Annotated in this window: 12 protein-coding genes and 1 other RNA gene; 6 read left to right on the top strand and 7 right to left on the bottom strand. The window is 51.8% G+C overall.

The annotated features are described in order from the left end of the window. Positions 1-3 precede the first annotated feature (3 nt). Complete coding sequence (gene pepP, locus O1V65_RS22185) at positions 4-1317, bottom strand: Xaa-Pro aminopeptidase (protein ID WP_026110457.1); 1314 nt, start codon at positions 1315-1317, stop codon at positions 4-6. 105 nt (positions 1318-1422) lie between these two features. Further along, positions 1423-1995, bottom strand: coding sequence for a YecA/YgfB family protein (locus O1V65_RS22180; RefSeq protein ID WP_017491323.1), 573 nt, complete (start codon positions 1993-1995; stop codon positions 1423-1425). 205 nt (positions 1996-2200) lie between these two features. Between O1V65_RS22180 and zapA the strand changes: the two genes are divergently transcribed. The 5 genes from zapA to O1V65_RS22155 all read left to right on the top strand — a co-directional run bounded on the left by zapA (position 2201) and on the right by O1V65_RS22155 (position 6035). After that, positions 2201-2530 carry a cell division protein ZapA gene (gene zapA / locus O1V65_RS22175; protein WP_009637913.1) on the top strand — a complete coding sequence of 110 codons (330 nt, stop codon included), beginning with the start codon at positions 2201-2203 and terminating at the stop codon, positions 2528-2530. A 60-nt stretch (positions 2531-2590) separates the two neighbouring features. After that, a non-coding RNA gene (gene ssrS, locus O1V65_RS22170) (6S RNA) lies at positions 2591-2773 on the top strand. Between the two features lie 36 nt (positions 2774-2809). Continuing rightward, positions 2810-3412, top strand: a complete 603-nt coding sequence (locus O1V65_RS22165) for a 5-formyltetrahydrofolate cyclo-ligase (RefSeq protein ID WP_269130042.1) — start codon at positions 2810-2812, stop codon at positions 3410-3412. A gap of 160 nt (positions 3413-3572) precedes the next feature. Next, complete coding sequence (locus O1V65_RS22160; RefSeq protein ID WP_227990002.1) at positions 3573-4043, top strand: hypothetical protein; 471 nt, start codon at positions 3573-3575, stop codon at positions 4041-4043. A 294-nt stretch (positions 4044-4337) separates the two neighbouring features. Beyond that, positions 4338-6035, top strand: coding sequence for a PPC domain-containing protein (locus tag O1V65_RS22155; protein ID WP_269130041.1), 1698 nt, complete (start codon positions 4338-4340; stop codon positions 6033-6035). A gap of 120 nt (positions 6036-6155) precedes the next feature. Here O1V65_RS22155 and serA read toward each other — a convergent pair whose 3' ends face one another. Next, positions 6156-7394 (bottom strand): phosphoglycerate dehydrogenase, encoded by a 1239-nt coding sequence (gene serA / locus O1V65_RS22150; RefSeq protein ID WP_084912836.1) that lies wholly within the window; start codon positions 7392-7394, stop codon positions 6156-6158. Between the two features lie 366 nt (positions 7395-7760). After that, positions 7761-8417, bottom strand: a complete 657-nt coding sequence (rpiA, locus tag O1V65_RS22145; protein WP_026110456.1) for a ribose-5-phosphate isomerase RpiA — start codon at positions 8415-8417, stop codon at positions 7761-7763. Between the two features lie 187 nt (positions 8418-8604). Between rpiA and O1V65_RS22140 the strand changes: the two genes are divergently transcribed. Next, on the top strand, positions 8605-9507 hold the full coding sequence (locus tag O1V65_RS22140) for a LysR family transcriptional regulator ArgP (RefSeq protein ID WP_017491318.1): 903 nt from the start codon (positions 8605-8607) through the stop codon (positions 9505-9507). 61 nt (positions 9508-9568) lie between these two features. Here the strand turns inward: O1V65_RS22140 and O1V65_RS22135 are convergent, their stop codons facing one another. The 3 genes from O1V65_RS22135 to mscS form a co-directional block, all read right to left on the bottom strand. Further along, positions 9569-10303: an oxidative stress defense protein gene (locus O1V65_RS22135; RefSeq protein WP_026110455.1), complete on the bottom strand. Its 735-nt coding sequence runs from the start codon at positions 10301-10303 to the stop codon at positions 9569-9571. Positions 10304-10382: 79 nt separating this feature from the next. Continuing rightward, the gene (argO, locus tag O1V65_RS22130; RefSeq protein WP_084912835.1) at positions 10383-11000 is read right to left on the bottom strand and encodes an arginine exporter ArgO; all 618 of its coding nucleotides are present in this window, start codon (positions 10998-11000) and stop codon (positions 10383-10385) included. 168 nt (positions 11001-11168) lie between these two features. Further along, complete coding sequence (gene mscS, locus O1V65_RS22125; protein WP_017491315.1) at positions 11169-12056, bottom strand: small-conductance mechanosensitive channel MscS; 888 nt, start codon at positions 12054-12056, stop codon at positions 11169-11171. Between the last annotated feature and the right edge of the window lie 76 nt (positions 12057-12132).

Below are 12132 nucleotides of genomic sequence, written 5' to 3'. Positions count from 1 at the left end.
GGGTTATCTTGCCGCCGCCATCAGTGCTTCGATATCGTCGGCCTCTTTCACCACGTCGCCGGTCAGGATCTCGATGCCGGTTTCGGTAATCACGATATCGTCTTCAATGCGGATACCGATGCCGCGATAGGCCTCCGGCACGTCAGCGTCGGGCGCGATGTACAGGCCCGGCTCGACGGTCAGCACCATCCCCGGTTCCAGCTTGCGGCTGCGCTCTACGGTGCCGTAGTTGCCCACATCGTGGACGTCTAATCCCAACCAGTGAGACAGCCCGTGCATAAAGAACTGGCGGTGTGCCTGCTCGGCGATGAGCAGATCAACGTCGCCCTTCATCACGCCAACGGCCACCAGCCCTTCAACCATGACGCGCACGGCGGCCTCGGTCGCCTCCTGAATGCTGCGGCCCGGACCAAAGACTTCCAGCGCCTTGTATTCGGAGGCGAGCACGATGTCGTAAATCTGCCGCTGTGCCGGGGTGAACTTGCCGCTGACCGGGAAGGTACGGGTAATGTCACCCGCGTAGCCCTGATACTCGCAGCCGGCATCAATCAGCACCAAATCGCCGTCGCGCAGCTCGCACTCGTTTTCGGTGTAATGCAGGATACAGCCGTTCTCGCCGCTGCCGACGATGGTGTTATAAGAGGGGGTACGCGAGCCATGGCGGCTGAATTCGTAGTGAATCTCGCCTTCGAGGTGATACTCGAACATGCCAGCGCGGCAGGTTTGCATGGCGCGAGTATGGCCTTTGGCGGTGATTTCACCGGCACGACGCATCACCGCAATCTCCTGCGCGGACTTGATCAGGCGCATTTCATGCACCCAGGGACGCCAGTCGGTAACGGTGGCCGGAGCAGATAGGTTCTGACGAAAACCCTTGCGCAGTTTTTCCATCGCACGGTCAACAATGCTGTCGGCGTAGGCATAATAGCCCTGCGCGTGATACAGCACATCGAGGCCGTTAAACAGCAGATGAAGCTGGTCGTTGATAGAATCAAACGGCAGCGCGCGGCTAACACCTAGACGCGCCGGTGCAGCATCCTGCCCCAAACGACGACCAAACCAGATCTCGGCGGTCAAATCACGCACGCGATTAAACAGCACGCTGTGACTATGATTCTCATCGCTTTTTACCAGCACCAACGCCGCTTCCGGTTCGTTAAAACCGGTCAGATACCAAAAGTCGCTGCTCTGACGATAAGGGTATTCGCTGTCCGCGTTGCGGGTAGCCTCGGGCGCGGCAAAAATAATTGCCGCACTGCCGGGTGCCATCTTGGCAATGAGTGCCTGACGACGAGCTTCGTATTCCTGCTGAGTAATGGTCACTGTAGTCATCACCTGCTCCTGAAATCGGATGTTATCCACGTTAACTTATTTTTTTATTGCTTTTTTAACCGAATTTGGCTGCTTTGCTTAAGCAGGGTATCAGTGCAGTGTGCGCTGATTTTCAGGCGCCGTCGGATGGCTGTGACCGAACTCGTTGAAGCACAGAATCGCTGCCACGCGAACGTATTCGATGACCTCTTCAAGTGACTGTGCCAGCATTTCCTGGTCTTCGTCGTCTTCATAACCCAACTGGGCAATGCTGCGCAGATCGTCAATGGCTTCACCGACTTCGCCTTTCACTTTCGCAAGCTTAGGCTGCATCATACCGAGGCCCAGAAGGAAATGATTGACCCAGCCTGCTAATGCGTCAGCGCGTTCAAACACGCTAGCGTCGTCGCTTGGCATCAGCATCTTGAATTCGAAGCTGTCGTCTTCCAGCGTGTCGGCAGTGATTTTTCGGAGTTGTTGAAGTGCATCCGCGAGCTGATGACTGAAGGCCATTCCTTCGTTTGTGAGGTCGTGAACCAGGGTCAGCCAGCTGCCATCACGGTTGCCACCACAGAGTAAGCCACTGATAAGCCCATGCATTTCAGCTGGGGTCAGGGCAACAGACTGCTGTTTCAGGTATTGATTCAGCGAATCATAGCTTGGATAGGTATTCTCAATAGACATGCGCATTCGCCATCGTTGGCTGGATAAGTTCGTGTTATGCTACCACCAAGGCAAGTCTCAGTACCAGATTAGCTAGCTATGCGTTGGTGCTAAACGGCGTTGCAAATCTGGAGTGAGGTATATATAGTTGCGCCCGCTTTCGATGTCCTGCCGGTTTGGCAGTGAGTTAATCGGGGGCCGGCGAATAATATGGCAGGAAGGTGGCATGTCTGCACAACCGGTAGATATACAAATTTTTGGTCGCTCATTAAGAGTAAATTGTCCGCCAGAACAACAAGAAGCGTTGAACATGGCTGCAGAGGATCTTAATCAGCGGTTGCAAGATCTTAAAGTTCGCACTAGAGTCACAAATACAGAGCAACTGGTATTTATCGCGGCATTGAACGTCTGTCACGAACTTGCTCAAGAACGCTTGAAAACACGCGATTATGCCTCCAATATGGAACAGCGTATTCGCATGTTGCAACAAACCATCGAGCAAGCACTGCTCGAACAAGGACGCATCACTGAACGTGAAGGGGCGCCTTTCGAATAAGTTAAGCTGTTGATTTATTTCTTATTATATGAGACATTAACTCTACAGCAGTACACAAAAATTTCTCTGAGATGTTTGCCAGCGGGCCCGTCCCCTGAGCCGATAATTAGTACCAACAGAATGTGATGATCCGCAATCGGTGCGCATGCTCGGTCCGCCGAGAAGCCTAAAGATTGTGACTGAACGTTCACCTTGAACCATGGGTTCAAGGGTTACAGCCTGCGGCGGCATCTCGGAGATTCCCCTTTCTTTCCCGCACTCTCTTCTTTGGTTTTTTCTATGTCCTTTACAGCTCAACACGCGCTGATCAGGCAAGCTATTCGTACTAAAGTACGCCAGCGCAGAAAACAACTTACCCAGCAGCAGCAACAGCAGTTTGCCCTGCAAGCAGCGCAGCGCATCGCCAATCATCCCAAAGTTCAGCAGGCTAAAACGCTGTCCGTTTTTCTGTCTTTTGACGGAGAACTCGACACTGCGCCGCTGATAGACCTACTGTGGCAAGAGGGCAAAACACTTTATTTGCCAGTATTGCACCCTTTTACGGTGGGCCATTTGCTGTTTCTCCGCTATCGTCCCGAGACAAAGCTGGTACGGAATCGTCTGAATATCCTTGAACCTGCACTCGACGTGAGAGAGATTTTGCCGCTCAATCAGCTGAACATTATCCTTACGCCGCTCGTCGCCTTTGACTCACTCGGGCAACGATTAGGTATGGGGGGTGGATTTTATGACCGTACGTTGCAGCACTGGCGCGAAAGTGGCCCTTACCCGATAGGTATTGCCCACGACTGCCAGTGGGTGGACACATTGCCGAGTGAGGAGTGGGATATTCCGTTGCCCGAGATTTTAACGCCGAGTAAAAGCTGGCGTTGGCCGGATTAACGCCTTAACCCCGCAGGTTAGTTTCCTCCTCCGCTTTGCACTCCCATTCTTCTTATAAATTTAAAGAAACTTCTTAGCCAAATTAGACGTTTTCTATGTGTTTTATATAGCAAAATCCTCATCAGATTATTGTTACATTATATTACACAGGGAAGTAAGCATGAAAAAACACTACGGATTAACACTTGCAGCACTCGCGGTAATAGCCTCGTTCAATACTGCAAATGCTGATGATTTATCGGACAAAACAGCAGCTTTCATGTTGCCTAATATTCAGGCCCCTATGTCTAGCAGCAGTGAACGAGAAACAGGTCAGTTTCTTAAGCTGTCAGCGCTTCTGCGCGATACCGACTCAGTATCAGTAACCGAGTTGTCGGCATCCTCTACGGCAACAATGGCCAGGGATGCGAAGTATAAAGACGCCGTTGTATTTACCGGAAAAATGCCGTCATTAATTCGCTCTGCAGAGTCAACGGATATGATTCTGGTGCTTCGTGAGGATAAAAGTTTCCTGGCGATGTATCCCGATCAGCATAAAATCATTTACAGCACGCCCGCAGGTGAACAAACTCAAATCACGTTCAAAAAACCTATTTTTTCCCAAGAAGATACGCTAATCCCCGCCGTTTAAGGCGATGCTTTACAAACTTTAGCACGAGACGGCAGCTCCCTTTATAAGGGAGATATTGATAAAGACGGCTATATTGTTATCGATGTTCTTGCCGGTTTCTCAAAAGCCGCAGCGAAAACGATTATTGATCCTGAAGCCTTCGCGCTTGCTCAGTTAACCACAGTCAATCAGGCTTTAAAAAACTCCCGCATTGAAAAAATACGCGTCAGGCTGGTAGGCACGCAAATCATTGATCAGGATTACTCGATTACTGGTGGTACGTTATCACAAATAAATAAACTGTTTAGTCAGGGCATGTCCGAATATGGTCCCGACCTCATCGCTGCTTTTTTCGAAGGTAATAATGACGATACGGCTATCGGCTGGGCCTACGTCAATGGCCGCTACAACATTAACGCGCTCTACGCTTCAACTTCCCTGCGCCATGAATTGAGCCATAACATCGGTGGTAACCATTGTTGGTCAGGCAGTGGCGATCATCATGGCTGGGACAACGATAAAACCCAAACCATACAGTGTGGTAACGATATCGGCTACTTCTCCAATCCCGATTTGCAAGACAACTATGGTTTGCCGATCGGTGACAAGAACAAGGCCAATATGGCGCGAGTCTGGCGAGATAATGCGGCAAAAATCTCGGGCTACAATCCAGCAGTGATCCCTTTTGATCACGAAAAATCGCTAATGCTGGCAGAACAAAGCGTTAAGCTGAACAAATCCAATAATTATCTGCATCGTATCGAATTTAACGTGCCGGCCAATACCCATAGATTGGCTGTCAGTGCCGTACCGGGTCCGCAGCACGAAGAAACCAGCCAATTTAGCCTTTATCTCAGCAAAGGAAGCTGGCCTTCGGCCAATGATTACGACTATAAAGGGCGTGAAGCATGGAATACCTCTTTGGGTGTGACCAAGCCCGCTGCTGGAAAATGGCACTTGGCGGTTGCCTCTAAAAATACAGCGATAGATGATATTATTGTTCGTGTACAAGCCTTTACCGAATCTGGTGAAGAGATTGTACCCGATGAAGTCTCTACCTCGCTGCAAAATGCGGGCGCAGAAACCGGTAACCTAAGTGGCTGGAAACTGACTCAGGGACAATTCCGCGTGGTGACCAGCCAGGACGGTATCCTGCCAGCCAAAGGGAAATACTTCTTTACCGCGAGAATCAATAATAGCGCGGCCAATAATGCCACCCATGACCAAATAAGCCAGAGCATCGCCTTGGACAAGTCTTTAGTCAGTCAGGGTAATCACGTTGCCAAACTGCAATTTAAGAGCAATGGTTTTGGAGATGGTGATTACGGTACAGTCTATTTGATTGCTAAAAATGCAAAGGGGGCGACGCTTAAAACGGCGCAGGTAAATACTCAAGGCCTCAAAAAACGCTGGCTGAATAATACGGTCTCAGTTGACTTACCAGCACAGGCAACGCTACTCGAAGTTCAAGTGCAGGCAACGAAAAAAATGGGGGTAACATCAGACGTACATTTTGATGATTTTATGCTCAATATCGAGAAAAAAAGCAATGAAGGAGACGATAATCAGCCAGAGAATCATGCTCCGACTGCCGTTGCAAAAGCCACGCCAGCAGAAATTACCGGTTCAGGCAGCGTCATTTTATCGGCCGTGGGCAGCAGCGACCCTGACGGCGACAGCCTGAAGTACCAGTGGAGACAGATATCTTCTGGCCCACAAATTACTCTCAAAAATGCTCAAACCATTCAGGCTACAGCATCATTCCCCGCCGTGGAAAAACAAACCACCTACCGTTTTAACGTCACAGTGACGGATACGCACGGTGCAAGTGCCACCAGTGAAACTCAGGTTACGCAAAAACCTGCGGCAACCGCAGACAACCCTCAATGGATATCCTCAAAAACCTATCCTAAGCCCTGTGTAAAAGTATCTTATCAGGGGAAACAATGGATGGACGGTAGGCAATGTGCCGGGTGTCGATGGTACATGGGGAGTTTGGCGCGAAATTGGTGACAAAAATATGCACGCTAGCTGTAAATAGCGGCTGACTTTTTTACAGCTGTGATATTACTGAAAAGGGGCATCTCTCGATGCCCCTTTTGCCATTCAAAAATTAAAACTGCTCAAAATTAATCAGTAAAGCAGACGCGCACGAATGGTGCCTGGGATAGCCTTCATCAGCTGTAGCGCGGTATCAACAGTCTCAATATCGGCCTCAACGTCGATAACCACATAACCCACTTCCGGACTGGTTTGCAGATACTGCGCGGCAATGTTGATGCCCTGCTCGGCGAAGATCTGGTTGATGCTGGTCAGCACGCCCGGACGGTTTTCATGGATATGCAGCAGACGGCTGGCTTTCTCGCTGTGCGTTGGCAGCGAAGCTTCCGGGAAGTTAACCGCAGACAGCGTAGACCCGTTATCAGAGTATTTGGCCAGCTTACCGGCGACTTCCAGACCAATACCTTCCTGCGCTTCCATGGTTGAACCCCCAATGTGCGGAGTCAGGATCACGTTATCAAATTCACACAGTGGTGAAGTGAACGGATCGCTGTTGGTCGCCGGCTCTTCCGGGAATACGTCAATTGCCGCACCGGAAAGATGCTTGCTGCGCAGCGCGTCGCACAGCGCAGGGATGTCGATGACCGTGCCGCGTGAGGCGTTGATAAGCAGCGCACCAGGCTTCATCTGCGCCAGTTCTTCAGCACCAATCATGTCTTTGGTGTTAGCCGTTTCAGGCACGTGCATGGTAACCACGTCGCTGGTGTTCAGCAGTTCGGTCAGCGTAGGGATCTGCTGCGCGTTGCCCAGAGGCAGCTTGCTTTCGATGTCGTAGAAGTAAACCTTCATCCCCAGACCTTCGGCCAGAATACCCAGCTGCGTACCGATATGGCCATAGCCGACGATACCCAGACGTTTGCCGCGCGCTTCATAGGAGCCCACGGCCAGCTTGTTCCAGATACCACGGTGCGCCTTGGCGTTAGCCGCCGGAATGCCGCGCATCATCAACAGCATCTCGCCCAGTACCATTTCGGCAACCGAGCGGGTATTGGAGAAGGGAGCGTTGAATACTGGAATACCACGTTTAGTGGCAGAGGTCAGATTCACCTGGTTGGTACCGATGCAGAAACAGCCGACGGCAACCAGCTTTTCAGCCGCAGCAAAGACTTCTTCGGTCAGTTGGGAACGGGATCGGATCCCGACAAAATGTGCATCACGGATCGACTCTTTCAGCGCTTCAGTATCCAGCGCCCCTTTATGAAACTCGATATTGGTATAACCGGCGGCGTGAAGCGTGTCGACTGCGCTTTGGTGGACACCTTCAACCAGCAGAAACTTAATTTTGTCTTTTCCGAGTGATACTTTTGCCATTTCCCGACCCTACTATTTATTCATACCGGCAGTAACGAATACCGAAAGTTATTCATGCTGAATGCAGACTTCAGAAGTCACTGCTTTGCGCAGCTCACAGTCAACATAACAAAATTTTTGCGCCGGGCAATACAAACGATTGCCTATCCCCTAGCACAAGCCCTGACTGACCCAACAATTTTCAGAACTTAATACTTACATTGCGTGACGAGCTGGATATAAACGTTAAAACGGCCTCATTATGTGACATAAGTCACCAAATTAGCCGTTTTAAATAAAAGATGATTCATGGGGAAAATTATCATCTTCATAACATTGCATTATGTTATGAGCGCAAAACAGATCTCACGCTTATCTCTAGACAGGCTATTTTACGACTTTAACACCGTCTGCCGTGCCCACCAGCGCGACGTCAGCCCCGCGGTTGGCAAACAGCCCAACGGTGACAACACCAGCGATACTATTAATCTTATTTTCCAGCGCGATGGCATCAATAATGCTCAGATTGTGCACGTCGAGAATGACGTTGCCGTTGTCGGTCACCACATTCTGACGATACTCCGGCAGGCCACCCAATTTAACCAGCTCGCGAGCCACGTAGGAACGCGCCATCGGGATAACCTCAACCGGCAGCGGGAACTTACCCAGCACGTCGACCTGCTTTGAGGCATCGACGATACAGACGAATTTGCGCGAGATGGCGGCGATGATTTTCTCGCGGGTCAGGGCTGCGCCACCGCCTTTGATCATCTGCATATGGCCGTTGATTTCGTCAGCACCGTCAACATAGACGTCCAGCACGTCCACTTCATTGGTGTCGAAAACGTGGATACCATAGCTCTTCAGCTTGGCCGTCGAGGCTTCAGAGCTCGACACAGCGCCTTCGATTTGATGTTTAATCGACGCCAGTGCATCAATAAAGTGCGCCGCCGTCGAGCCAGTACCCACGCCGACAATCGTGCCCGGCGTAACGTATTCCAGCGCTGCCCAACCAACCGCTTTTTTCAATTCATCCTGAGTCATGGTCATTTTTCTCTATCGGTAGACGATGCGTCTTGAAGTGTTCATTAGTATAAAGCATGGCCCGGATAATTGGGGAGCAGACTTGTGGCCAACGGGCAGAAGATTTTGTGCGCCACAAAAGTTACAGAACTGTGGCATAGTGTCTAAATATGCATTAAATCCGAACGAGCGAAGGAATAGATTTTCGATGAAACGCCCAGACTATAGAACGCTGCAAGCGCTGGACGCTGTGATCCGTGAACGCGGTTTTGAGCGCGCGGCACAAAAGCTGTGCATCACCCAATCCGCCGTGTCTCAACGAATTAAACAGTTGGAAAATTTATTCGGCCAGCCGCTTCTGGTACGAACCGTACCGCCACGCCCAACCGAGCAGGGGCAGAAGCTGCTCGCGCTGCTGCATCAGGTAGAGTTGCTCGAAGAAGAGTGGCTGGGTAATGACAATATTAACGACAGCAACGACACGCCGCTGCTGCTCTCTCTGGCGGTCAACGCCGACAGCCTGGCGACCTGGTTGCTTCCGGCACTGAAGTCGGTACTGGTTGACTCCCCGATTCGCCTAAATATGCAGGTCGAAGACGAAACCCGCACTCAGGAGCGTTTGCGCCGGGGTGAAGTGGTGGGCGCGGTGAGTATTCAACCTCAGCCGCTGCCAAGCTGCCTGGTGGACCAGCTGGGGGCACTCGACTATCTGTTTGTGGCATCGAAAGGCTTTGCCGAGCGCTATTTCCCGAACGGCGTGACGCGCTCCGCCCTGCTCAAAGCGCCGGCCGTCGCCTTTGACCATCTCGATGACATGCATCAGGCCTTCTTACAGCAGAACTTTGATCTTTCGCCGGGCAGCGTGCCCTGTCATATCGTTAATTCGTCAGAAGCCTTCGTACAGCTGGCACGTCAGGGTACGACCTGCTGTATGATCCCGCACTTGCAGATTGAGAAAGAGTTAGAAAGCGGTGAGCTGATTGACCTGACGCCCGGACTGTTCCAGCGCCGCATGCTGTACTGGCATCGTTTCGCGCCGGAAAGCCGCATGATGAGAAAAGTCACCGACGCCCTGCTCGAACACGGGCGTCAGGTTCTTCGTCAAGACTGAAGATTCGACTGACAGGGGCGTTAACCTTCTGTCAGCCGACATATTTAGCGTTTTAAACGTCTTATTTAGGCGCGTCGCCGTTCTTCAGCTCAAATACCACGTCAACCTGGTCGTCAAAGTGAATACTCTGCTGCTCGTAGGTCTGAGCGGCATCACTTTGCCCGGCGGCGTCGGCCGTTTTATACATTCTGGCGACCGGCATTGGCTGGTAGTTAGCGACGTGATAACGAATGCTATACACCGGGCCAAGCTGGCTGTGGAAGCCTTCGGCGAGCGCCTTGGCCTGCTGAGTCGCATTATCAATCGCTTTCTGACGCGCCCGATCGCGATAGCTGTCCGGGTTGGCAACGCCCAGTTCAACGGCACGGATCTCGTTGAGTCCAGAACTTAAAGCCCCGTCCAGCAGTTCGTTAAGTTTGTCCAGCTGACGCAGAGTGACCTGCACCTCACGCACCGCGCGATAGCCTTTCAGCACGCTGCTGCCGTCTTTCAGGTAGCTGTAATCAGGCTGAGTGCGCAGGTTTGCGGCGTTAATGTCTTTCTTATCTATTCCGTTCTTCTGCAAAAACGCAAAATACTCGGCCACGCGCTGGTCGGCCTGTTTTTTCGCTGATGCGGCGTCTTTGGCAGAAACATTGACTTCAATGGCCAGCGTCGCGATGTCCGGAACGGCATCGACGCTGGCAGTACCTGAAGTTACCACATGCGGTCCCTCTGGCACTTCAGCAGCCTGAAGCGCAGCGGGTAAAGTCCCTAATCCCAACATAGCGGCCATAGCCAATGCTTTCAATTTCACAGTGTTTCCCTCATTCATCTGGTGAGCGACAACCCTAGCACAGTCGTTACGTAGCGAAATTAAGATTAGTGACAAATTTTTAGAAATGCAGGTTCTGCAATGCAAGCTGTAGGGCAATCGCCCACATTACGACCCCGACCACCAGATTGATCGCGCGCTGCGTTTTGCCTTTGTTCAGCCACGGTGACAGCAACGCCGCAAGCACCGCCAGCCCGAAGAACCACAGCGTGGAGGAAAGCACCGCGCCCAGCGCAAACCAGGAGCGCTCATCGCTGGCGAGGCGTCCCCCCAGACTCCCCAGCACCACAAAGGTGTCGAGATAGACGTGTGGATTGAGCCAGGTGACCGCCATCATGCTGGCCACGATGCGCCAGCGGCTTTTCTCCATCACTTTCGCTTCAACCTGCAAAGGATTCGCCGCCATCGCGGTACGGAATGCGCCCCAGCCAAACCACAGCAGAAAGGCCACACCGCCCCAACTGACGATAAACAACAGGGTTGGATAGTTGTCGAGCAACGCACTGCCGCCAAAAATACCGCCGCAGATCAGGACAATGTCGCTAAAAGCACAGAGCCCGGCAATCATCAGATGGTACTGACGGCGGATGCCCTGATTCATGACAAAGGCGTTTTGCGGGCCAATGGGCAGGATCATCGCGGCGCTGAGCATCATCCCCTGCAAGAAGATTGAGAACATGGTGAAAATTTCCTGTTATGAGTCCAAGAGGTCTATGCGCCGCAGTGTAAGGGAGAGTCATCATTAGATGAAATTGTATTTTCTAATAGACTATTAGGCAGGCTAATAGCGCAGATTCATCAAGCAAAACGCCCTGCGAGCAGGGCGTTTTTTTAGATAGCAGACAGATTATTCGGCCTTTGCAGCCTCTTGCTGCTCGGCCGCTTTCGCTTCGGCGGCGCGGAACAGATGCACGTCCATCTGCGGGTAGGGAATACCGATATTATTGGCATCCAGCGCTTCCTTGAATTTCTCCAGCAGGTCCCATTTAACGTTCTGGGAATCACCGTTGGCGGTCCAGTAACGCACCACGAAGTCCAGCGTCGAGGCGCCCATTTCGTTAAGACGGACGACCACGCCCTTCTCTTGCATGATGCGCTCATCGGCAGTGGCGATATCGCCCAGCACCTTCTTCACCAGCGCAATTTCGGCGTCGTATGAGACGCTGACGATGATGTCAGTCCGGCTGGTCGGTTCGCGCGAGGTATTGATGATGTTCCCGGCGATCACTTTACCGTTAGGCACCACGATAACCTTGTTATCCGCCGTCAGCAGTGTCGTTGAGAAAATCTGTACATGCGTTACGGTACCGGCAACGCCGCCGAGGTCGACGTATTCACCCACGCGGAACTGACGGAACATCACCAGCAACACGCCCGCCGCAAAGTTTGACAGCGAACCTTGCAGGGCCAGACCTACGGCCAAACCGGCGGCACCGATAACGGCTATCACGGAGGTGGTCTGCACGCCAATGCGGCCCAACACGGCAATCAGCGTAAAGGCAATAATCGCGTAGCGCACCAGTGCTGCCAGGAAATCGGAAACGGTCAGGTCGATATTACGCAGACGCATTACGCGACTTACCGTGCCAGAGATTAATTTCGCCGCCACCAACCCGATGACCAGAATCACCACAGCGGCCACGATATTGACCGCATAATGGATCAGCAATTCCTGATTTTTGGCTAACCACGTACCGGCATTATGAATGCCATCAACCACATTTATATCTTCCATTTAACACACCCTAGCAAGCAATAATGAAACCAAACATTCGCGCTAAAGCGCACAACGAATGATGCCTAAGCCCTCA

Source organism: Rouxiella badensis (genome assembly GCF_026967515.2).
Taxonomy (GTDB): domain Bacteria; phylum Pseudomonadota; class Gammaproteobacteria; order Enterobacterales; family Enterobacteriaceae; genus Rouxiella; species Rouxiella badensis.
This window is presented reverse-complemented; position numbering and strand designations above follow the sequence as displayed.

Coding starts and splice junctions, on each gene's coding strand:
- O1V65_RS22180 (WP_017491323.1), bottom strand. CDS start 1,995: ATGTCTATTGAGAATACCTATCCAAGCTATGATTCGCTGAATCAATAC.
- zapA (WP_009637913.1), top strand. CDS start 2,201: ATGTCTGCACAACCGGTAGATATACAAATTTTTGGTCGCTCATTAAGA.
- O1V65_RS22165 (WP_269130042.1), top strand. CDS start 2,810: ATGTCCTTTACAGCTCAACACGCGCTGATCAGGCAAGCTATTCGTACT.
- O1V65_RS22160 (WP_227990002.1), top strand. CDS start 3,573: ATGAAAAAACACTACGGATTAACACTTGCAGCACTCGCGGTAATAGCC.
- O1V65_RS22155 (WP_269130041.1), top strand. CDS start 4,338: ATGTCCGAATATGGTCCCGACCTCATCGCTGCTTTTTTCGAAGGTAAT.
- serA (WP_084912836.1), bottom strand. CDS start 7,394: ATGGCAAAAGTATCACTCGGAAAAGACAAAATTAAGTTTCTGCTGGTT.
- rpiA (WP_026110456.1), bottom strand. CDS start 8,417: ATGACTCAGGATGAATTGAAAAAAGCGGTTGGTTGGGCAGCGCTGGAA.
- O1V65_RS22140 (WP_017491318.1), top strand. CDS start 8,605: ATGAAACGCCCAGACTATAGAACGCTGCAAGCGCTGGACGCTGTGATC.
- argO (WP_084912835.1), bottom strand. CDS start 11,000: ATGTTCTCAATCTTCTTGCAGGGGATGATGCTCAGCGCCGCGATGATC.
- mscS (WP_017491315.1), bottom strand. CDS start 12,056: ATGGAAGATATAAATGTGGTTGATGGCATTCATAATGCCGGTACGTGG.